The 20,956-nt window shown below is 35.5% G+C and carries 20 protein-coding genes, 1 pseudogene and 1 riboswitch; of the genes and pseudogenes, 8 read left to right on the top strand and 13 right to left on the bottom strand.

The window, feature by feature from the left end; all coding sequences use genetic code 11:
- Window positions 1–330: 330 nt before the first annotated feature.
- The gene (locus AMS59_RS20490) at window positions 331–1,062 is read right to left on the bottom strand and encodes a CPBP family intramembrane glutamic endopeptidase (RefSeq protein ID WP_053485571.1); all 732 of its coding nucleotides are present in this window, start codon (window positions 1,060–1,062) and stop codon (window positions 331–333) included.
- Window positions 1,059–1,790, bottom strand: a complete 732-nt coding sequence (locus AMS59_RS20485; RefSeq protein WP_053485570.1) for a MerR family transcriptional regulator — start codon at window positions 1,788–1,790, stop codon at window positions 1,059–1,061. The genes AMS59_RS20490 and AMS59_RS20485 overlap by 4 nt, the downstream gene beginning before the upstream one ends.
- A 551-nt stretch (window positions 1,791–2,341) precedes the next feature.
- On the opposite strand from AMS59_RS20485, the gene AMS59_RS20480 reads away from it, so the two are divergent.
- On the top strand, window positions 2,342–2,821 hold the full coding sequence (locus AMS59_RS20480) for an MMPL family transporter (protein ID WP_053485569.1): 480 nt from the start codon (window positions 2,342–2,344) through the stop codon (window positions 2,819–2,821).
- A 98-nt stretch (window positions 2,822–2,919) separates the two neighbouring features.
- Here the strand turns inward: AMS59_RS20480 and AMS59_RS26460 are convergent.
- The 5 genes and pseudogenes from AMS59_RS26460 to AMS59_RS20455 form a co-directional block, all read right to left on the bottom strand.
- Window positions 2,920–3,078: pseudogene (locus tag AMS59_RS26460) on the bottom strand (carbamate kinase); the annotation flags it as partial.
- A gap of 10 nt (window positions 3,079–3,088) precedes the next feature.
- On the bottom strand, window positions 3,089–5,413 hold the full coding sequence (locus tag AMS59_RS20470) for an ABC transporter permease (protein WP_053485567.1): 2,325 nt from the start codon (window positions 5,411–5,413) through the stop codon (window positions 3,089–3,091).
- Window positions 5,414–5,415: 2 nt separating this feature from the next.
- Complete coding sequence (locus AMS59_RS20465) at window positions 5,416–6,120, bottom strand: ABC transporter ATP-binding protein (protein WP_053485566.1); 705 nt, start codon at window positions 6,118–6,120, stop codon at window positions 5,416–5,418.
- A 1,034-nt stretch (window positions 6,121–7,154) separates the two neighbouring features.
- A complete protein-coding gene (locus AMS59_RS20460; protein WP_053485565.1) occupies window positions 7,155–7,796 on the bottom strand; it encodes a cadmium resistance transporter in 642 nt (213 codons plus the stop codon).
- Between the two features lie 717 nt (window positions 7,797–8,513).
- Complete coding sequence (locus AMS59_RS20455) at window positions 8,514–9,101, bottom strand: SCO family protein (RefSeq protein ID WP_053485564.1); 588 nt, start codon at window positions 9,099–9,101, stop codon at window positions 8,514–8,516.
- A 588-nt stretch (window positions 9,102–9,689) separates the two neighbouring features.
- On the opposite strand from AMS59_RS20455, the gene AMS59_RS20450 reads away from it, so the two are divergent.
- The 5 genes from AMS59_RS20450 (at window position 9,690) to AMS59_RS20430 (ending at window position 14,243) form a co-directional block, all read left to right on the top strand.
- Window positions 9,690–10,025 carry a DUF485 domain-containing protein gene (locus AMS59_RS20450; RefSeq protein ID WP_053485563.1) on the top strand — a complete coding sequence of 112 codons (336 nt, stop codon included), beginning with the start codon at window positions 9,690–9,692 and terminating at the stop codon, window positions 10,023–10,025.
- Window positions 10,026–11,579: a cation acetate symporter gene (locus AMS59_RS20445; protein ID WP_053485562.1), complete on the top strand. Its 1,554-nt coding sequence runs from the start codon at window positions 10,026–10,028 to the stop codon at window positions 11,577–11,579.
- Between the two features lie 490 nt (window positions 11,580–12,069).
- Complete coding sequence (locus tag AMS59_RS20440; protein WP_053485561.1) at window positions 12,070–12,408, top strand: DUF485 domain-containing protein; 339 nt, start codon at window positions 12,070–12,072, stop codon at window positions 12,406–12,408.
- An 8-nt stretch (window positions 12,409–12,416) separates the two neighbouring features.
- Window positions 12,417–13,961: a cation acetate symporter gene (locus AMS59_RS20435; RefSeq protein WP_053485708.1), complete on the top strand. Its 1,545-nt coding sequence runs from the start codon at window positions 12,417–12,419 to the stop codon at window positions 13,959–13,961.
- A 99-nt stretch (window positions 13,962–14,060) separates the two neighbouring features.
- Window positions 14,061–14,243 (top strand): hypothetical protein, encoded by a 183-nt coding sequence (locus AMS59_RS20430; protein WP_053485560.1) that lies wholly within the window; start codon window positions 14,061–14,063, stop codon window positions 14,241–14,243.
- 187 nt (window positions 14,244–14,430) lie between these two features.
- On the opposite strand, the gene AMS59_RS20425 is transcribed toward AMS59_RS20430, so the two are convergent.
- The 5 genes from AMS59_RS20425 to AMS59_RS20405 are packed head-to-tail and all read right to left on the bottom strand — an operon-like array spanning window position 14,431 to window position 17,954.
- Window positions 14,431–15,180 carry a TatD family hydrolase gene (locus tag AMS59_RS20425; protein ID WP_053485559.1) on the bottom strand — a complete coding sequence of 250 codons (750 nt, stop codon included), beginning with the start codon at window positions 15,178–15,180 and terminating at the stop codon, window positions 14,431–14,433.
- Window positions 15,170–15,919 (bottom strand): ABC transporter ATP-binding protein, encoded by a 750-nt coding sequence (locus AMS59_RS20420; RefSeq protein ID WP_053485558.1) that lies wholly within the window; start codon window positions 15,917–15,919, stop codon window positions 15,170–15,172. The genes AMS59_RS20425 and AMS59_RS20420 overlap by 11 nt, the downstream gene beginning before the upstream one ends.
- The gene (locus AMS59_RS20415) at window positions 15,897–16,667 is read right to left on the bottom strand and encodes an ABC transporter permease (protein WP_053485557.1); all 771 of its coding nucleotides are present in this window, start codon (window positions 16,665–16,667) and stop codon (window positions 15,897–15,899) included. Before AMS59_RS20415 ends, AMS59_RS20420 begins: the two co-directional genes overlap by 23 nt.
- The gene (locus AMS59_RS20410) at window positions 16,667–16,957 is read right to left on the bottom strand and encodes a thiamine-binding protein (protein WP_053485556.1); all 291 of its coding nucleotides are present in this window, start codon (window positions 16,955–16,957) and stop codon (window positions 16,667–16,669) included. Before AMS59_RS20410 ends, AMS59_RS20415 begins: the two co-directional genes overlap by 1 nt.
- Before the next feature lies 1 nt (window position 16,958).
- Complete coding sequence (locus AMS59_RS20405; RefSeq protein ID WP_053485555.1) at window positions 16,959–17,954, bottom strand: ABC transporter substrate-binding protein; 996 nt, start codon at window positions 17,952–17,954, stop codon at window positions 16,959–16,961.
- Window positions 17,955–18,127: 173 nt separating this feature from the next.
- Window positions 18,128–18,237, bottom strand: a riboswitch (TPP riboswitch).
- A gap of 267 nt (window positions 18,238–18,504) precedes the next feature.
- On the opposite strand from AMS59_RS20405, the gene AMS59_RS20400 reads away from it, so the two are divergent.
- Window positions 18,505–19,113, top strand: coding sequence for a TetR/AcrR family transcriptional regulator (locus tag AMS59_RS20400; RefSeq protein WP_053485554.1), 609 nt, complete (start codon window positions 18,505–18,507; stop codon window positions 19,111–19,113).
- Window positions 19,114–19,373: 260 nt separating this feature from the next.
- Window positions 19,374–20,660 carry an MFS transporter gene (locus tag AMS59_RS20395; RefSeq protein ID WP_053485553.1) on the top strand — a complete coding sequence of 429 codons (1,287 nt, stop codon included), beginning with the start codon at window positions 19,374–19,376 and terminating at the stop codon, window positions 20,658–20,660.
- Between the two features lie 172 nt (window positions 20,661–20,832).
- Here the strand turns inward: AMS59_RS20395 and AMS59_RS27065 are convergent, their stop codons facing one another.
- Window positions 20,833–20,952, bottom strand: a complete 120-nt coding sequence (locus tag AMS59_RS27065; RefSeq protein WP_199777806.1) for an NUDIX domain-containing protein — start codon at window positions 20,950–20,952, stop codon at window positions 20,833–20,835.
- Between the last annotated feature and the right edge of the window lie 4 nt (window positions 20,953–20,956).

Genomic DNA, 20,956 nt, shown 5'->3' with positions numbered 1-20,956 from the left:
TAACTTTGTCGATGAAGTTGAATAAGTATTTATGAATAACACTTAATTTTCCAAAACACATTCAAAATATAATAGCTCCTTATCGATAAATATACTTGTTTGGTGAGGTCTCCCAGTACTTGCAGAAAATAAATCAGCATCAACTAGGTCAAAACCTACATTATATGCCTCTCCAATTTCTAATTCACCAGTAAGGAAGTGTTCCCCAACCCCGAATGATTTGAAAACAACAACCTTGTCAACCAAGGTACATTTGTTAATAACGATTCACTCACCATCTACTAGAGCATCAATGGATATGGCTGTTTCAGAAAAAAATAATATGTAATATTAATCTTTTTCATTCTCATTGCCTAATTTCCCAACATAATCAATTAAAACATGAAGAAGTATTAGAGGTATAATGGAGTTCAATGCGACTGCAAGCATCCCGAACACAAAGCCAAAAATGGTTGTCCGAATGACACCAGATAAACACTGATATGTATGCGCAAGACCAAAAATTATTGAAGTACACAATAGAACGAACCAAATTGACCATTCTGGAAATAGTGTGTTAAATGCAAATATAAGGAATCCACGATAAATAATTTCTTCTGTGACTCCCGCTGTCCATGCCACTTGATTCCAAATGACTTTGTCTTTCTTTGTAACAGGTAGTAATTCAATAAACGCTATTTGCTTCATTTGTTTTTGCTTCATTACTATCATCTTATTTTTAACATTATCACTTATAAAATATCCAATCGCGTAATATAAAAGCAATATACTATATAGTAGAGCTACCCCTATGAAAATATATGTAACAATTGGTCCTAATGCTTTTGTGTTAATACTCGGCATTATTACACGTAGTTCTTCTAATGTAAGTTCAGAATTTGCCACTACTATTAAAATAATTAGTGTTGGTAACCACAAACCTAGCATAACAATCTTATAATAGTGTATCCTGCTTGCTGGATTAGTCATAACACGTATTTTAAATCTTTGATATAACCAATAACCTATAATTGGTTCATATAAAAGAGTAAACCCAATTAATCCCCATAATATTATGTTCATATTGTTTTATAATCCTTTAGCATATTCTCTATTTTTTCAATTAACCATTTTTCTTCTTGTTTACTAAATGGTGACATAAATAACATGCTATCCAACTGTATATCCAATAGTTTTGTTTCTGTTAGTAACCGATTAAATAGTTCATGTGGTACTTGAGAAAAAAGCTCTTTGAGAATAGTATGTACTTCGGTATCCTTAAATTGGTTCTTATAAGCTATTTTTAGTTGATTAATAATGTTTATTAAGTGTGCATCATAACGGACGTTGTGGTCATTTGATACAGCATAAATCTCATCTACAATTTCATTTGGTAAATAACCCTTTAACCATCTCTGCTGCGATTCCATATGTAAATTATTTTGAATTAATGCAATAAATATCTCTGGTTCGATAACTTGATTTGATTGGGCTAATGAAATTGTGTATTCAAGTAGTTCAATATTCTTTTCAATATCAACCAATTTATTAATCATTTTTCTCTTTTGATACTCTAGCGACCCTGTTATGTCCCATTGTGATTGCCCCATTAGCTGTTGAATATCTTTTAACGGAAATCCTAACGTTTTTAATCCTGTAATTTTTTGCAGTGTAATTATATCTTCATTTTCATAAAATCTACGTCCCGTTTCCGAAATGTAAGATGGCTTTAACAAATTCATTTCATCATAATAGCGAAGAGTACGGATCGATACACCTGTTTTTCTTGAAAATTGACCAATCGGATACATTTATAATCCTCCTTTTCTTTTAATACATTCATTATAGTTTCTAACGTAACGGTAGAATCAATAGTGATTTTTGCTTTTACTTATTATAAAGAACTCAGGAACAGAAGATTCTTCTTCAACAAACCTGCACTTAGTTGAATAGCAACAATCCTTTAGAAAACTGCCTTTTTTTATTTGTAATTGCTCTATCTCTTTATGTTCATGTATAAAACTTACTGACTGACTTCCCACTTTAGCTCGAATTTACCTAAGATAGAACATGTGTTCTCCACTCGTGAAATTAGCATTTTTCTTGAAAAATTAAAAAAAGTACAGTGGATATTCACCCAATCATCCTTAGCCTTCTATGAGATTTGTGTTCCTCAGGCCTGTGCTTTGTCTTCAGCTTCCTTCTGATTCCGCTCACCACCGACCCATTGCTATAGGCTAAACATTACTTCTATCTTCTCGCTTCTGAACCTTCCACCCTATAGTTCCTACGTATGCCGAGTGTACAATGAAAAAAGGGCTGGGACACAACTGGTTAAAACCTTAAAAAGCGCGAGAAATCAATGTTAGAATCGTTGTTGAAACCGTTTTTAATTATAGCATCTCTAGTATTAACCTACTTTACAGCACTTGGAATGAGTGAATTTTTAAGTACTAAACAATTGCATGTAAGTGAGCTTGGATGGAATGTACCGTTCTTTAGTTTCATTATGATTGTAGCGCTAGATGTAGACTATAGTATCTTCTTAATGATGCGTTATAGGGAGTTGGATAGTAATTCTACGCAAGCGTTTGTGGATGCTGCACGTCATATCGGTGGCGTTATTATATCTGCAGCTATCATTCTTGGCGGTACATTTGCGGCATTGATTCCTTCAGGGATCATTACACTTATTGAAGTAGCAATGACTGTTATTCTCGGTCTTTTCTTACTTAGCTTTGTTATGTTACCTATTTTCATACTAGCATTGTTAAGCGCTGTAAATCGTATTCGCCGAATTGGTATAAAACACGTGGATAAAGTAGATAAAATTAAAGAATAGTAAATATCACATAAGCGCAAGAAATCAACGTTTCTAAAATTGATTTCTTGCGCTTTTTAGATTTTGTCCAGCGTGATGTCCATGCCTCTTTGTTTTGTTAATCCTGAACGGTCTTTGTCAATTACCGCTTCAATACCCTGTAATTGACCAGTGTCTTCATGGTATACAGGTATACCGCCACCATTAAATGAGATAACAAGCGTATTATCGGTTCTGTATCCACGCCCGGCATCTTCTAACATCGTTCTTCCGTTTTTCCCTTTAAATCTATTCCACACTTTTTAACGATTCAATCATATTTATTTTCGTAACTTGTCTTCTAAGAAGTAAGTTAGAAACAATCGTCAGTAAAAACTCGAGAATGACAGCAACGAATAGGATTAAAATATTGAATGAATCGGGGATTTGTTGATGGGTACTTGATAGAGCCTTTACTATAATTTTATAGACATAGCCACTAATCGGTAAAGCCACAATGACCGCAAATGTCGTTAGGATGAGGTTTTCCAAAAATATTAGTCTGTTTATTTTATTTTTTTGATAGCCTAATACTTTCAGTGTTGCCAGCTCACGATTCCTTTCATATATGTTGATGGAAGATATCGTATAGATGGCGCAAAAGGACAGTATGATGGCACTAGTGATAAACATGATAAATACAAAACTGTTTTGTTTCACAATATATTGAGCTGATTTTTTTAAATCGTTCTTATCTGCAATCGTGTCTACATGACGATCTTGTTCAAAAAAGTGACGCACGCTCATAAGATCTGTAGAGCTATTTGCTTGAACTAAAAGCGAGGTAGGATTGTAGTCTATGTTAAAGCTCTTTAAGTACTCCGGTGTACTATAAAACGATGGATTCGAATACTGTGTAGATATATTTAAAACCTTCATATCTACAGAAATGTTTTTAAGCTCTGGCGCTGTGAACTTTATGTTGATACTATCCCCTTTTGAAATATGATATTTGTCAGCGTAAGATTTGGGTACAAGTAAGCCGTTATTTTCTAAAGATATCCTATTGTCATTTTCGTCAAAGAAATGAATGAGATTGTTTTCTTTTTCAGTCACAACTAGAGTACCACTTTCTTTTTCATTATCTTTTATGAATTCAATAGGAAAAGTGGATAACAAATAACTATTGTTAATTTCAGGAGGTAGTTTTACCGTATTAGAGTTTGTGCCCATCGTATAATCTACTCTTAGATCATAGGTATAAACATCTTCAATTTGGTCTGCTACTTTTAGCAAGGATGCTTGAGTACCAAAGGCAGTAATCAGTAAAACAGTGCTAGCAACAACACCTATCGAACTCGCTAAAGCCTTTTGTTTATTTAAAAATATATTTCTCAATATGAGTTTGTAACTGTAGGAAATAGAACTCCAGAGACCTGGAACCCTTTCTATCAATAGTTTTTTCATCTTCTTTGGCGGTTTAGGACGCATAGCCTGAGCTGCACGTTCTTTTAATATAGCTCTACCACTTACGTAACATGCTAGAACTCCAAAAGCACTTGAGAAAATAATCGGAGGAATGATTGAAAATAGAGAGAGTGAGAATTTAATGTCAGGCAGAGAGTAGGCCCTAGCACACGACGTTGTTACTAAAGGGATAAAAACAAAAGCGGCCAGAACACAGCCTATGATCGAACCTAGTATACCTGCCAGTACAGGATATCCCATATAGTGAGACATAATGTTGCTGTTTTTTACACCTAACGCCTTCATAATACCAACTTGATTTCTTTGAGAATCGATCGTCCTCGACATGGCCAAAAATAGGATAATCGCTTCAATCAAAAAGAGTACGAAAGGTATAACCTTACTCATTAAATTATTATTATAAATCGTTTGATTGATTTTAGAATAGTTCAAAGTCCGTTCCTTGCTTACTTGATCTAAATAACTAAGCTGTTTGGATTGTAGCTCAATTGATTTGCCTAATTGTTCAATATCGTACCCTTTTTTAGCATCAATGATGACTTCATTATAATAAAGGCCATTTAAAATTTCAGGTAATGTCTCTTCGGCAATATAAGCTACCCCATAAGTTTTATGGTCTTGAATATCGTTCTTTTTTGCATATTCCACATTCTCACCCAAACCACTAATTGTAAAATCAAAACTTCTGTCATTCGCCTTGATTGTGAATTGATCGCCAACACGATAATGATGTTCTTTTGCATAGTGAGAATCTAATAAAATCTCACCCTTGTTTAATGGGATATTCCCTTCAATGATAGTAGGCGTATTTATTTCATTGGTTTCAGGGATTGAATGAATTTTTAATGAGGTTTTGTAATCTTCAAAAGCCTGTGTACCATCAAAGGTATAACGTCCTTCAATTTTATTGATCCCCTCAATTTTACTTAAACGTGTCACATCATTTTTAGAAAGTTGATTGTAATACACATTTAAATCGCTTAAATGATGTTCTTGAAAGTAATCCTTCGTATAAGCACTAAGATTATCACTGTAGGTTACTAGCCCTGCATAGAAAAAAGCACCTACTGCGATCACAATCACTATGGCTATAAATTGCCCCATAGATTGTTTGATGTCCCTCAATAATTTTAAAAACAATTTCATGCTTACCACTCAATCCCTTCAACACTTTGTTTTTCATCATTGATCGTAACGCTTTCTATCATTCCACTTTTAACTTTAATAATTTTGTCAGCCATAGGAGCAATGGCTGAATTATGAGTGACCAAAACAACGCATTTCTTCGTTTCCCTGTTTAAATCTTGCAGAAGCTTTAATACAGACTTGCCAGTTACATAATCCAAAGCGCCGGTTGGTTCATCACAAAGTAAAAGTAAGGGATTTTTCGCAACCGCTCTAGCTATAGCAACTCTTTGTTGTTCTCCTCCAGAGAGCTGAGAAGGGAAATTTTTCATACGATTCGTTAATCCGACTTTATGTAAAATGTCTTTAGCCTCCAGATGGTTTTTACATACTTCAGTAGCAAATTCAACATTTTCGAGAGCGTTTAAATTCGGAATTAAATTATAAAATTGAAAGACAAAGCCAACTTTCTCACCACGATAGTCTGTTAACATTTTTTCGTTCAATCTTGTTATTTCTTGATTCCCAACAAACACTTGACCTGAGGTAGCCGTATCCATACCACCAAGTATATTCAAAATCGTACTTTTACCGGCACCACTTGCCCCTAAAACAACGACAAATTCCCCCTCATTTATGGAAAAATCAACACCATTAAGAGCCTTAATAGGGACTTCTCCTATTTGGTATTCTTTCGTTACGTTTATAAATTCGATCAACTTTTTCATTTATTCCATCCCTTCATATAGTTTTGGTCAACGTCAAGTAACTCTAAAATAAACAACGATTGTCGTATATTTTAGAGTTACTGTTTATTTGCCTTCATTTTTGTCGATACGCTTTATCAAGAAGCCGTTGATCATGGCAATTTAAAAGCGTTTCAAACGACCGTTTTCTGTAGCAGTTTCATCCGTACTGAACATAATGGACCTTCCCTTTCTCACGGCTTCAAGATGTTTCCGACGCGATTGATGTCGTTATGTTTCGCTATCATTTTGTCCAGAATCAATCGAGAGCAGTTACATCTTTCTAATAATATATAAGCCGGCAGAATAAAATATATACACGTTTGGTAAAATATACATTTATACCCTGCGATTTATAATGAATATTAGTAGACATAATAAAATTATTATGTCAATAATGGTAAGTCCCGAGATGATGATGGTTTTTCCCCACCACCTATACCTAAAACCCCAAAAGCATTTTACTTGTACAAACTGTCCTTTCTGTAAATCATATATATAAAAAGCCACTCCAATTGTGATTAGTTACGTCAAGCGAAGCGGTTTGCTTTTCTTCAATCCATTTAACGATCATACACGAATGAGATTATTATAATTTTCATAAAAAACAGTTTATTATATTCGCGATATGGTATACGTTTCCTTATTAATAAAGGAGGTACACGTCCGATGGTAAAAAAATAAAAATGAGAAAATCTCAAATTATTTTATACACATGTAGATTTTCTCTCTTTCATAGAATGAATATTTAAAGTAGAGGAGAAATAACATGTTAAATAAATTAAGTGATACTATTTATTATTTATCCAATCAAGATGATAGAGAACGACCAACATTAGGATTAGTGTGTGATTTCAATATAAAAATATAAGAGCCTTTCTACAATTTGACTTTAGAAAGGCTCTTTAAAGGTGCTTGATTTCTCGACATATAAATGTGTTAACACCAAAAAATGAATAATAAAGTTGTTTAATTCTTGTTAAACTAAAGCACACGTTAGTTGAGTGTGCTTATTATCAATTAAGTGGAAGCAATCCAAAACTACCACTATGGTAAAGGATAAATGTTCCAAGTCCAATTAAAACAATTGGCACTGCTACATTTCCGTATTTCTCCAAAACATTTGCTATAACTGGAACTTTAACAAGTTTGTAACCTAGGAAAATCCACACAGCTAACATAACGAAGAATACAATTAAAGTTATGAAATTCTCACTAAGGGACTGGCCAGCAAAAATCGGTATATAAATAGCAATGTTATCTCCACCATTCGCAAAGGTAATTGCAGTTACTGCGAATACTGAACCAGCTGCAGAAAAATTTTTATTATCATTGTCTGACTCAGCATTTCGAAGTTTCAATAACCCCTTTATACCCAGATAAATTGGAACTAGACCCAATAACCCAATCCAAGGCACTGGGATTAGAAATGAGCTTAGTGCACCAATTATGCTTAGTGCTACAAGCGAACCAAAGCCAAGATACTGGCCGATTATAATATGCCGTTTGTTTATGCTCCCAGAAGCAAGTGCAACTGCTTCTCCTCTTTCCTCAACTTTAGTAGCCCTAATTTGTGAAAATAAAGCCATCATAACAAAGATATCATCTACGTTTGTAGAAGCAAATGCGACAATGGATGAAATGATAGTTGTTAACAATTTGATTCCCTGCCTTTTTCTTGTTTCGTACTCACCTATTCAAATTAATATCCATTACCACACCCTTCTTATCAATTCCATGTATTTAAATTACAAATAAAAAAGGCCGAATGTATGCAAAAGCATACATAGGCCTAAATCCCAGTTTGAATCAGCGTCACCACTGATTATCAGTGTCACCACTGATTGACTACTAACACCAAAATGGTGAAAACTGCCCCCGTCCTATGAGGTTAATTATGCGGTTAAGAATTATATATCATTCTTAAAGGTATCTGTCAAGATTAAGTTAACCTACCCCGATAGCCACCCATGTCGCGTAAAATTAACACTACACCACAGAAAATGGAAGATGATTACGCTCTTTTATGAGAGTTGAACAAAGAAACTTTAAACAACTTTAATATTTTTTAAAGGACTTTATTGCATATTCAACAACTTTATTATCATTTAACACTGTGATTCTGATGAAATGAATATCTATTGGGAAGAGTTAACAACCACAAGTCGAGCTGTAAAATCTACCTCACTAGAAAATGCTATTGAATGTTTTAAGTTAGAAAATAAAAGAGACCCTAATGATAATGAATTATTTTTTATACAGGCATTTGTAAATGATCGTATAGTTCAATCTTAAATTAGTGGCCACCTCATTAGATGATATGAGGTGGCTAAAAAATAACTCAGAAGTTCCATCGAACCCCTGAGTTATTTTTTTTATTTAGTTAAAGCCTTCATATCTGCCACAATCGTCTCAACTGGTACATCTGTAGTACCGTTATAGTCCTTCACAACCACACCATCAGCATTCACTAAGTAATAACTTGCCATATGTGTGACTTGGTCAGAATTCGGATCATTCATTACTAACGAATTAAACGATTTCCTTGCAAACTGTACAATATACTTTTGATCATAGCCAGTTAATAGCTGCCATTTGCTTGCATCGGGCACTGAATACGTTTTTAAATAATTCGTTAAAACTTCTGGCTTATCCACTTCAGGATCAACACTAAAAGCTACAATTTGATAGTCTTCCACGCCTTTATCCTGAAGTGCCTTTTGCACCTCTGTCATGTTATGGGTCATTGGTGGACAAATAGAATTACAGTTAGTAAAGATGAACATCGCTAACCATGGCTTGCCTTTTAAATCATTCAGGCTAACTGGTTTGTTATTTTGGTTTGTAACCGAAAAATCCTGAACTTCTATGTTCATTTCTGGTTCAAATTTATAACTTCCGCAAGCAGTAAGTATGCTACTTAATGTTAGTATCAAAACGAGCATGACACTGTTCTTTTTCATTTATTTGCTCACTTCCCTTCAAATTACCATCATGTTTATTGTATAAATTATAGTTATTTAATACAAGATATGAGCTTATCCTTTCATTTTTTTATGTCAATTCAATGTATATTGTACGATTTTGGTATATTAATATCCTGTATATTCCAGGTAATTCACACTTTTTTTTAAATTTTTTTGAAGCTGTTTTTTACTATTTCGGTTATTTCCCAAGAGATCACACAATTGTTATATAACAAAGTTTTTTTGCTAATTTGGATCCTTCAGCATTTGATGACACAATAATAATTTCCCAAAAATTCTCTTTCGTGTTCAAATTTTCTCCTACATTCAAAATTATTATCATTAAACTATTTCAAGAATATTATTCTTATAGATATTTCCATTCTCTTTCATACTGATTATTTCTATTAAATCCTTATTATTTCTATGTTGTTTCCATATTCTTAAAGTGATTAAAAATTACAAAAACTCAAAATTTAGTATTGCATTATAAGAATCTTCCCCATAAAATAAGTGAATATAACGACAAATGAAAAAGAAATATGTCGTTTAAAACAGAAATATAACACTTTAGGGGGAATAATAATGGCAAACATTTCTGGGAGCAAAAATATAGAATCAGTTGATTATAATGCAATTGAAGCTATGGAATCGTTCAACAAGTTCGTGAAAAAGAAAAATACCTTCCTTTTCTCGATTACTGCAATTTTTTTAACACTTTATATTTTGCTACCAATCCTTGCTTTCCAACCTGTACTACAACAAAAATTCTTCGGAAATATTACGGGTGTTTGGGTTTATTCAGCTGGATTATTCATTATGACAATCGTTCTTTGTACAGTTTATGTGAAAAAAGCTTCTTCATTCGATAAAGCTGCTGCTGCAGTGTTAGCAGAGTATTACGAGAAAGGTGGAAAATAAATGAACTTAGTATCCGTTGGTTTCTTTTTAGCAATCGTTAGTTTAACACTTGTAGTAACATTTATCGCAGCGAAGCGTACGTCTTCTGCAGCTGACTTCTATACGGCTGGCGGTGGTCTTAAAGGTTGGCAAAACGGCTTTGCGATTGCTGGTGACTATTTATCTGCAGCCGCATTTCTTGGAGTGTCCGGTGCAATTGCGTTAACTGGTTTTGATGGTTTCTTCTTCTCTGTAGGCTATGTAGTAGCTAACTTAGTTCTTCTTTATGTAATTGCAGAGCCTATGCGTAACTTAGGTCGTTATACTTTAGCTGATATGCTAACTGCCCGTTTTAATGAAAAACGTATTCGTGGAGTTGCTGCGTCAGGAACAATTATCATCGTAATCCTTTATATGATTGCACAATTAGTAGGTGCAGGGGCCCTTATTAAACTATTATTTGGTATTGAGTACTGGATTGCGGTGTTAATCGTAGGTGTTATGATGACTACTTATGTATTATTCGGTGGAATGACAGCTACTTCTTGGGTGCAAATTATTAAAGCTAGCCTTCTTTTATTCGGGACAGGCGTATTAGCTACATTAGTATTAATGAAATTCGATTTCTCTCTTATGAAAATGTTTGATACGATTGCTACGGATCATGGTGAGAAATTCCTTGTACCAGGGATGAAATATACAAGTACAATTGACTCTGTTTCGATGATGATGGCGCTTGTTTTAGGGACATCTGGGTTACCACATATTTTAATGCGTTTCTTTACAGTGAAAGATGCCAAAACTGCTCGTTCTTCTATTTCATGGACAACTTGGATTACAGCTATTTTCTTCTCATTAACTATTTTCTTAGGTTTTGGCGCATTAAACTTTGTAGGTATCGATAAAATTCTTGCTGAAAGTAAAGCAGGCAACACTGCTGCCCCACTTCTTGCTAATTTCTTGGGTGGTGATGTGTTAATGGCATTTATCGGTGCAGTAGCATTCGCAACCATCTTAGCCGTTGTTTCTGGCTTAGTTTTAACAGGTGCTTCTGCTATTTCACATGATATTTATGGTGAGATTATTAAAGGTGGTAAATTAACAGAAAAGCAACAAGTTGTAGCGGCTCGTACTGGCTCTATTTCTATTGCCATTGTTTCCATTATCCTAGCGTTATTTGCGCAAAACTTGAATGTATCGTTCTTAGTATCCTTCGCATTTTGTATCGGTGCTTCAGCAAACTTACCAGTTATTCTTTACACAATTTACTGGAAGAAATTCAATTCAACAGGTGCTATTACAGCGATGGTAACTGGGTTAGTATCATGTTTAGTTTTAGGTGCAATGGGGCCAAATGTATGGAGTCCCGTTGAAGGTGCAGCAATCTTTGTTGGCAATCCTATCGTACCTTTAGCAGTTCCAGCGATTATTACGATTCCACTTGGCTTTATCGCAGGTTATTTAGGCACTGTTCTATCTTCTAACAAAGTACCACAGGAAGAAGCGGATCGTATTTATAAGGAAATTCGCGTTAAAGCAAACACAGGTATTTCTGTTTCTGATATTTCACATTAATTCACCGGTTCTAGAATCCAAATTATTGAAAATATATCTATCAATTTTACTATTCACATTAATAAAAATATCAAGTCAAAAAACTCGATTTTCTATCGAGTTTTTTTGATTTTTATTACAGAAAATTTACCAATTTACTTATTGAACAATATTATTCCCTAAATAAAAAACCAATTTTCACTGAGTAAATAGTGAATATTTTTTATAAAAAAAACAATAATTTTTTCAAATTCTAACCTTGTTTTTCGCTCGGAAATCTAGAATTGACCTAACACCAATAATATATCTGAATTTTCTAAAACCCTTTAAATTCTAGGATTTGTATTGTATATTCTCTTTAAAGACTATTTTAGCGAAAATTATTTTTTCATAATTTTTCTGAAATGTATTGCAATTTTGTGAACTCTCTCATAAAATGAAGATGTGAATTCACTAAACTAGCAAAATTAAGTCTTTAAGCAGTAAAAATAATACAAAATGGGGAATGTTAATGGGGAACAATCAAGCAAACAAGGGCGTCGTAATTGACTATGATGCAATTGCAAATCAAGAATCATTTAAAGCACTTGTGCGAAGAAAGAATTCATTTCTTTGGTCAATGACTGCAATCTTCTTAGCAGCTTACATGTTGCTACCAATTCTTACTTCGTTCACGAAAGTACTACACCAAAAGGCAATTGGGGAAATTACTTGGGTGTGGGTATATGCAGCAGGGCTATTCATCATGACTTGGAGCTTTTGTCACTTATATGTAGCAAAAGCGAATAGATTTGATAAAGAGGCAAAAGCAATTATCGCTGAATACGAGAACGGAGGTGGCCGCCGATGAGTAACGGGATGAGTTTTACAGCCATATTCTTCTTTGTAGCCATTGTTGGTTTAACATTAGTTATTACATGGTGGGCATCTAAACGAACTTCTTCTGCAAGTGATTTCTATACTGCAGGCGGCGGATTAACAGGTTGGCAAAATGGACTAGCCATCGCTGGTGACTACTTATCAGCAGCATCTTTCTTAGGGATCGCCGGAGCAGTTGCATTATTTGGATTTGATGGATTCTTCTTTTCTATCGGTTATTTAGTAGCTTATTTAGTGGTTCTATACATCGTTGCTGAGCCATTACGTAATCTTGGTAAATTTACATTAGCTGACATGATCACAGCGCGTTTTGATAGCTCTAAAGTTCGTGGTACAGCAGCTTTAAGCACTATTACAATTGTTTTATTCTACATGATTGCACAACTAGTTGGTGCAGGAGCACTTATTCAATTACTTTTAGGGATCGACTATTGGGTTGCCGTTTTAATCGTAGGTGTTATGATGACAACTTACGTATTATTCGGCGGTATGACTGCAACATCTTGGGTTCAAATTATTAAAGCCTGTCTTTTAATGTTAGGTACTGTCATTATTTCATTCTTAGTATTAAAAGAGTTTGGCTTTAGCATTACAACGATGTTTAAAGAAATGGAAACTGCTACTGATAGCGGTGCAGCATATTTGAATCCAGGTCTTAAATATCAAAATGGTATTGATACAATTTCAATGTTAATCGCTTTAGTATTAGGTACAGCTGGTCTTCCACATATCCTAATGCGCTTCTTTACAGTAAAAGATGCGAAAACTGCTCGTTCTTCAGTTATTTGGGCTACTTGGATTGTAGGTATCTTCTACATTCTTACAATCTTCTTAGGCTTCGGTGCAGCTAAATTCGTTGGTAAAGAAGAGATTGTTGCTGCAAACGCTGCTGGTAACATGGCTGCTCCACTTCTTGCGAATGCGCTTGGCGGGGACATTCTATTCTCATTCGTATGTGCGGTAGCTTTCGCAACAATCTTAGCAGTAGTAGCTGGTCTTGTACTTTCTGGCGCATCTGCCCTATCTCATGATATTTACGGTCAAATCATTAAAAAGGGTAAAGTTACAGAGAAAGAGCAAGTACTTGCAGCTCGTATTGGTTCAATCACAATCGCTATTATTTCAATCCTTTTAGCACTTGGTGCACAAACATTAAATGTAGCGTTCTTAGTATCACTTGCATTCTGTATTGCAGGTTCAGCTAACCTACCTGTAATCATCTATACAATCTACTGGAAACGCTTTAATACAGCTGGTGCTATTACAGCAATGTTAACAGGTTTAATCTCTGCTTTAATTCTTGTTGCAGTTTCACCAAACCTGTGGAATCCAGTTGAAGGAAAAGCAATTTTCGTTGGGAATCCATTAATTTCATTAACGAACCCAGCAATAATTTCTGTACCACTTGGCTTCCTTGGAGGTTTCATTGGAACATTACTTTCTAAAGAAACAGATGAAAAGAAATATCGTGAAGTGGATGTTAAAGCAAACACAGGTATTTCTGTACAGGATGTATCTCACTAATAATAGGACAACTGCCTCGTAAGTTAACACTTACGAGGTTTTACTTTTTCTTCCGTATTCGGTACGATATTTACAAATGACTATTGGGGGTAAGATAACATGACTCAATCAAAGGCAAAAAAGAAACGCATGCATGTAAAGCGCACTAAAGGGAAGGACGTTGAAAAAAATCGTCAATCCTCCCCTTTCAGTACACATGAGCGTGTAACGAAAACTAAAAAAGAGAGCATTGAACAAAATTTCACAAAGCATAGAAAACACAACCACGCTGAGGATGATTAGTGGTTGTGTTTTATTTATAATGAGATAGCTTCACGAACATTTTAGTGATTCTAATATTTTTATCAGCGATGTTCGAGGTTTTATCAGCGATTCTCGTACTCTTATCAGCGATGATCGGTGCTTTATCAGCGATTCTCGTACATAACAAAAACACAACCGCTCTTTAAAAGAACAGCTGTGTTTTTTGCTATAAATTATAAAATGTTGTCGTATTTCTCGTGATAATGCGTGCCGCTTCCTGTGTTGTAAGCCCCTTTATCGAAGCGATAACCTCTATAGAATGATCCATCATCCAAGGAGATGTTCGTTTATTGCCAAATTGACCTTCAAACGGCCATGGTCCATCTGTTTCTACCATCATCAGCTCGATTGGATATTTTTTAATAAGCTGTTGAATCTCAGTCTCATACGTACAATCAGGCGTCACAGAAATGAAATACCCATTAGAAATCATCCGTTCAATCACTTCCGTATCACCTTTAAACCAATGAAAATGCGCTTGCGTTATACGATGTTTTTCTAGTAAATCACAAACAATCGTCGCATCCTCATAAACAGCATGTAACACAATCGGTTTATTTAATTCCTTTGCTAATACAATAAACCGTTCTAACAATGCCACATACGGACGATCATCAATCGCCCTCTCCTGTCTCAAATAATAAGGCAACCCTACTTCGCCAACCGCTACCATTTCATGAGCGTGTTGGCGTATCCAATCGAATAAAGCATCTGCCTCCGCATCACTTGGTAACGGTTGTTCGGGATGAAAGCCAAACGCTGCTTTTACTTTTGCATAGGCTTTCGAAAGTTGCAACGTCTTTTCACACGATGGAAGATTCATGCTAACGGCAATTACATGTTCCGCTTCCTCTAGCAAAGTTGATATATCGTTTTCCTTATACTGATCTAAATGAATATGTGCATCAATCAACATTCGCCTCACCCTTTTCTTCTTTTAAATACGTGAATAGCTGTTGCTTCAATGCCGTAAAAGTAGCTGAATGGCGAATTTCTTCTTGTCGTGGCCTTGCAAAAGGTACGATAATTTCTTTTTTAATCGTTGCAGGCCGTTTCGTGAGTACGATGATACGATCAGCTAAATAGAGAGCTTCCTCGATACTATGTGTAACGAACAGTATAGATTTTCGATCTTTTTCCCATAACGATAAAAGCCACGCCTGCATTTCCAGTCTTGTAAACTCATCAAGTGCAGAAAACGGCTCATCTAAGCATAATATGGGCTTATTGCTGACAATTGCGCGAATAAACGATACCCGCTGTTGCATACCACCCGACAGTTCATTGGGATACGCATGTTCAAACGCTGCGAGCCCCACTTTGTTTAACCATTCCTTCGCAACTTTGACATTTGGTTTTCCATGAAGCTCCTCAACAATCGTGACGTTTTCAACTATCGTCCGCCATGGTAATAAGCATGGCTGCTGAGGCATATAGCCAATCATTCCTCTTGTTCGTTGGATATCTGTACCATTTAATAAAATAGCTCCTTTATCAATAGTAGAAACACCACCAATTAATTGAAAGAGTGTACTTTTTCCACTACCTGACGGACCGATAATCGCAACAAATTCCCCGTCCTTCACCTCAAAAGATAAATTGCGAATAACCGGAAGAGCATCAAACGATTTATCAATGTTTTGAATGCTTAGCATGGTGTCCTCTCCCCTTCACAACAAGTTTTTCTACTAAACGAATAGCACTAAATAATAGTAAACTTAAAAATACAATGGCAAAAATCGCTACAAACACACGATCCGTTCGAAATGAAGATTGGGCCAATGTCATATAGACACCAATCCCCTTTTTCGCCCCTAGCCATTCCGCAATGACAGCCCCCATTACACTATAGGTTGCCGCAATCTTAATGCCTGAAAAAATCGCCGGGTACGCATAGGGCCATTCAAGCTTCCAAAAGGTTTGTGCTTTCGTTGCACCTATCATCTCAAAATAATACTTTAGCTCAGGTGAGGTTTGACGGAAGCCATCCATTGCCGAAATAACGATGGGGAAAAAGCACACAAGACAAATAATAATGAGCTTTGGCATTAAACCAAAGCCAAACCAAATGATTAATAACGGTGCTAGGACGAGCACAGGGACATTCTGCGACATGATGAGAATAGGATAAAATAGCTCCCGTACAAACGTAAAACGATGTAATAACACAGCAACCGTTAGTCCACACAATATCCCTATGGCTAGGCCAAGTAGTGCTAATTGAACAGTCGCTAAAGCATGTGGCACAAACGTCTCATACGATTGAAAGCCTTCTTTCAAAATGGCACTTGGTGTAGGCAATAGCCAATGTGGCACGTCTGCAAAACGGACAATTAGTTCCCATATGAATAAGAGGAAGGCGATAAAAATTATCGTCCTTCCTTGCTTGAAAGCCTGCCTCATCACTTATATTTCTCTGTTAGCGTATCCATCGTAATACCGGATGGCTGATATAAAATTTTTACTTGCGTAATGACATTGATAGCGCCAAGCTCAACCATTTTCTCATTCATTTTTTCAATGATTTGTAGCAAAGTCGATAGCTCGCCCTCCATCGTCGTTTCTAATGGATGAACTTCATATTTCACCCCTGATGCGTCGATAACCGCAATCGCTGCATCAACAAATGGGATCACATCTTCATATTTTTCAGTTTTCGGGATAATTTGTACACTTATTAATGAGTTTGCCATACTACTTTGTCTCCTTTTTCGGTAAAAAGTCGTTTGTAAATGCTTGTTTTGCGTTAAATTCACCCTCTAAAACTTTGTTGCTGGCCATCCATTTCGCGTAGTTTTCCCAGACAGCTAGCTTTTGCTCGCCCCATTGCGCAGCGTCGTCTTGATACTTATTTGCTAGCCATTCCTGACTTTTATGCACAAGGTTTTTATCTAAATCAGGTACCGCTTCTAGTAAAATATCGGCTGCCTCTTTTGGATGATTTATCGCATATTCATAGCCCTTTGCTGCAGCAGCGACAAATGCTTTTACTGTCTCAGGATCATCCTTAATCATTTTTTCATTTGTAGCAAGTACAGGTGTGTAATAATCTAACTGATCACTATAATCTGTTAAATATAGCATGTTCAGTTTTTCGCCACGCAGTTCTGCTTCAATACCTGTCCACGCATAATAAATCCACGCAAAATCAATATCTTTTTTCATCATTGTGAAGAAATCTACATCGCCTGCATTGACAATATCTAACTTATCAATATCTGCATTTTTTGTTTGCATTAGCGATTGTAGTACAGCCTTTTCAAGTGGTGCACCCCAGCCACCGTATGTTTTACCTTCAAAATCCTTAGGAGACGTAATGCCTTTTGATGCAATGGATGCGAAGCCAGAAGTATTATGTTGAATAATCGCTGCAATCGATACTAAAGGTACACCCTGTACACGTGCCTGTGTAATCCCTTCCTGATAGCTGACGCCAAACTGAGCCTTCCCAGACGCCACAAGCTGATCGGCACCCGTTTCACCAGGTAATAAAATATCAACATCTAAGCCCTGTTCCTTAAAATAGCCAAGTTTTTTGGCTACATATAATCCTGTATGATTTGTGTTCGGTGTCCAATCAAGAACGACTGATACTTTTGTTAATCCTTTTGCATCCTTTTTAGTCTCTTTTTCGCTACATCCCACTAAAGTTAAAAGCGCAGCCATCAGGATCAATAACCATTTTTTCATGCTGAATCCTCCAAGTAAGTAGTGTGAAAGTGTTCATAATGAATGTGTTGTTTACCAAAAGATAGCGTATTCACGATTTGTCTACACCAAAGTGTGCATGCAAAAAAGTCTGCAAACATAAAAAACGCCTAGGATTCCTCCCAGACGTTTTGTAATCAATATCAAAAGCTTTCACTTTTTGAATAGATGTTCCCTACGCTGGTACGAGCCAAATCAGGTTCAAAGAGTCAGCGTCTATCGGACACAATCTCAGCTGGCAACACCAGCCCCCCTACATTCTTTCCATATGAACTTTTCGTGATTATTATACCCATACCTATCCGTAAATGACAAGGCTCTGTTTACTTTAAGCACTGCAAATATAATTTTGAAGCTTCATTCCTTCCTTGAATTCCTTTTGTTGATAACCGCAATGTCCTTTCCTTTATAAATATCACCTCTAGAAGAGCTAGGTAAAAACACAAAAAAATTCCTTCATCATATTGACAATGGAAACAAATTACAATATGATTTGATTGATTAATCAATCATTTATGAACGGAGAATCTAAATGGAACCTAGACTTACTAATGATGAAAAAAAGAAAAGAAAAAGATCTACAATTCTAAATGCTGCAATTAAATTATACAGTGAGAATGGCTTTGCAGAGACCAAAGTGGCCGACATTGCAAAGGAAGCAGGAGTAAGTTTTGGCACCGTATTTACGTATTTTAATTCAAAAGAAGAGCTTTATGAATCGGCAATATTGGAGCCCTTGGAGGAAATCAAACCATATTTTACTGAAATAGAAGAACACTTTAAAGGTGAGCCTCTTGAAGTAATTAAGGAAATGATAGATTATCATGTGCAACTTTTTGCAAGGAGAAGTGAATTCCTACGTCTAATTCAGCAGGTTCTTGCAAGACCTGAACGATTTCCAAAGCTATATAAAGAGCTTGATGAGTTTGTAAAATCATTTAAAGTCTGTATTTATCCAGTTATTGAAGCAGGGCAAAGGCTCGGTTACTTTTATGAAGAATCACCTTCATTAATTGCTGAGTCATACTTATCCATCTTAAACGGAATGCGTTTAACGTTTATTGATGAATATACAAACTTGATTTGGAAGGATATAACGAAACAAGCTCTAAGATTATTTGGACCTATTTCTCATAAATAAACAATCTCCTTCCTTTACCCTTATCATATAAAATTAGGTAACTCAAATAACAGTGCGGCATCTGTAGACAATATTTTGATAAAGATGAAAAATGATTTCCTTTTTGTCTTCCCCGGCTGAGCAAGGGCAAACAAGTAAAACATTAAAAAGTGTCAAAGTGACCACTTCCTATAGAAAATTCAACAGAGTTCCCCTGCTTTCCGGAACACCTGGAATTCTATCGGAAAAAGTTCTTACTTAATATACGAGGAGTGATTTATATGAAATTGAGGGATATCCATCCTAACATCAAACTTCGCCTAGCCATGCAATTTTTAGGCAGCCTTATTTCCATGGCTGTTATACCTTTTCTGGCAATCTATTTTACACAGAATATCGGAGCTACTAGAACGGGTATTATTCTTATACTAATTGTGATTAGTGGAGTCATTGGAGGTTTTATCGGAGGGCATGTTTCCGATAAAATAGGGAGAAAAAAAATAATGATTTATGCTGAACTTGGACTATTGCTTTCGTATCTGTTTATAGCATTTTGTAATTCACCTTGGTTTAACCTTCCTTATATTTCTGCAGCATTCTTCATCATCAATATGTTTTGTGGAGGAATGTTTCAGCCAGCCGCACAAGCGATGATTATTGATGTTACTAATTCCGAATCGAGAAAGCTCGTATTTACAATTAGCTATTGGTTGGGGAATTTATCAACTGCAATTGGAGGAATCATTGGCGCATTTCTTTTTAAAAACTACTTATTTGAGCTATTTATTGGGATCTCACTGATTTCTTTATTATCTGTATTCGTGACTATATTCTTCATCTCAGAAACCTATTTACCAGAACCTTCACCTAAGTCTTCCCATCATAAGAAAAAGTTTTCATCAATAGAGATGTTTCAAACCTATTCAACTGTTTTAAAAGATAAGCTGTTTATGTTTTATATTTTAGGAGCAATCTTGATTTTCACCTTGGAACAGTCTTTATCCAACTATATTGGGATTCGTCTTGAAAAAGATATACCCCAGCAGTCAGCTTCATTGTTTGGAATTGATTTCATCGTAGATGGTACAAAAATGCTCGGTTTTCTCCGAACAGAGAATACGATTCTTGTAGTTCTCTTATCAAGTGTTGTATTATTCGTATTTAAAAAATGCAGTGAGCGCTGGACTCTTGTTACAGGAATGTTGATCTTTACTATATGTTTTAGTATTTTCGCTTCTTCAAATAGCGTATTGTTTCTTTTTATTGCCATGTTTATTGGAACAATTGGTGAGCTTATGTTTGTTCCTATTAAGCAGGCGATGATAGGAGAACTTGCCCCATCTAACGCTCGTAGTACCTATATGGCTTTTAATAGTTTAACTACTTACGGAGCAATGATTGTAGCTTCGTTATTGATCATCATCGGACAGTGGATTCGACCTATATATATGAGCGGGTTGCTGCTTATTCTAGGATTAACGGGTACATTTTTGTACTACATATTAACAAAATCGCTATACTCAAATGTTAGTGAAAAGAATGCAAGAAAAGTACCTGTTTCTTCTTAAAGGGTTGTTTGGAAAAAATCTAATTACTTAGAATATTAAACGGCTTTATTGTTATTTTTTAAGTTCGGTAAAGCTCTTTTAATAAGGCTGTGTTAAATTTTGATGTTAACATAGAAAACCAGGGGGAACCAGAGCAATATGGATCCCCATCCTTATTTTTTTAGTACAAATCTCAATAGTCTATTATAAATGCAAGTGTTTCTTCAAACACCTTTCTTTTTGCAGTCTCATCATTCTTTTCTCCTGATTCTCTGTGACCACCGGGTATCTCCCAAAATTGCCGATTAAACAAACTA

Source organism: Lysinibacillus sp. FJAT-14745 (genome assembly GCF_001275675.1).
Classification (GTDB): Bacteria; Bacillota; Bacilli; order Bacillales_A; family Planococcaceae; genus Lysinibacillus.
This window is presented reverse-complemented; position numbering and strand designations above follow the sequence as displayed.

Coding starts and splice junctions, on each gene's coding strand:
- AMS59_RS20465 (WP_053485566.1), bottom strand. CDS start 6,120: ATGAAAAAGTTGATCGAATTTATAAACGTAACGAAAGAATACCAAATA.
- AMS59_RS20400 (WP_053485554.1), top strand. CDS start 18,505: ATGGAACCTAGACTTACTAATGATGAAAAAAAGAAAAGAAAAAGATCT.
- AMS59_RS20470 (WP_053485567.1), bottom strand. CDS start 5,413: ATGAAATTGTTTTTAAAATTATTGAGGGACATCAAACAATCTATGGGG.
- AMS59_RS20435 (WP_053485708.1), top strand. CDS start 12,417: ATGAGTTTTACAGCCATATTCTTCTTTGTAGCCATTGTTGGTTTAACA.
- AMS59_RS20420 (WP_053485558.1), bottom strand. CDS start 15,919: ATGCTAAGCATTCAAAACATTGATAAATCGTTTGATGCTCTTCCGGTT.
- AMS59_RS20430 (WP_053485560.1), top strand. CDS start 14,061: ATGACTCAATCAAAGGCAAAAAAGAAACGCATGCATGTAAAGCGCACT.
- AMS59_RS20425 (WP_053485559.1), bottom strand. CDS start 15,180: ATGTTGATTGATGCACATATTCATTTAGATCAGTATAAGGAAAACGAT.
- AMS59_RS20415 (WP_053485557.1), bottom strand. CDS start 16,667: ATGAGGCAGGCTTTCAAGCAAGGAAGGACGATAATTTTTATCGCCTTC.
- AMS59_RS20405 (WP_053485555.1), bottom strand. CDS start 17,954: ATGAAAAAATGGTTATTGATCCTGATGGCTGCGCTTTTAACTTTAGTG.
- AMS59_RS20480 (WP_053485569.1), top strand. CDS start 2,342: ATGTTAGAATCGTTGTTGAAACCGTTTTTAATTATAGCATCTCTAGTA.
- AMS59_RS20410 (WP_053485556.1), bottom strand. CDS start 16,957: ATGGCAAACTCATTAATAAGTGTACAAATTATCCCGAAAACTGAAAAA.
- AMS59_RS20485 (WP_053485570.1), bottom strand. CDS start 1,790: ATGTATCCGATTGGTCAATTTTCAAGAAAAACAGGTGTATCGATCCGT.
- AMS59_RS20455 (WP_053485564.1), bottom strand. CDS start 9,101: ATGAAAAAGAACAGTGTCATGCTCGTTTTGATACTAACATTAAGTAGC.
- AMS59_RS20445 (WP_053485562.1), top strand. CDS start 10,026: ATGAACTTAGTATCCGTTGGTTTCTTTTTAGCAATCGTTAGTTTAACA.
- AMS59_RS20440 (WP_053485561.1), top strand. CDS start 12,070: ATGGGGAACAATCAAGCAAACAAGGGCGTCGTAATTGACTATGATGCA.
- AMS59_RS20490 (WP_053485571.1), bottom strand. CDS start 1,062: ATGAACATAATATTATGGGGATTAATTGGGTTTACTCTTTTATATGAA.
- AMS59_RS20450 (WP_053485563.1), top strand. CDS start 9,690: ATGGCAAACATTTCTGGGAGCAAAAATATAGAATCAGTTGATTATAAT.
- AMS59_RS20395 (WP_053485553.1), top strand. CDS start 19,374: ATGAAATTGAGGGATATCCATCCTAACATCAAACTTCGCCTAGCCATG.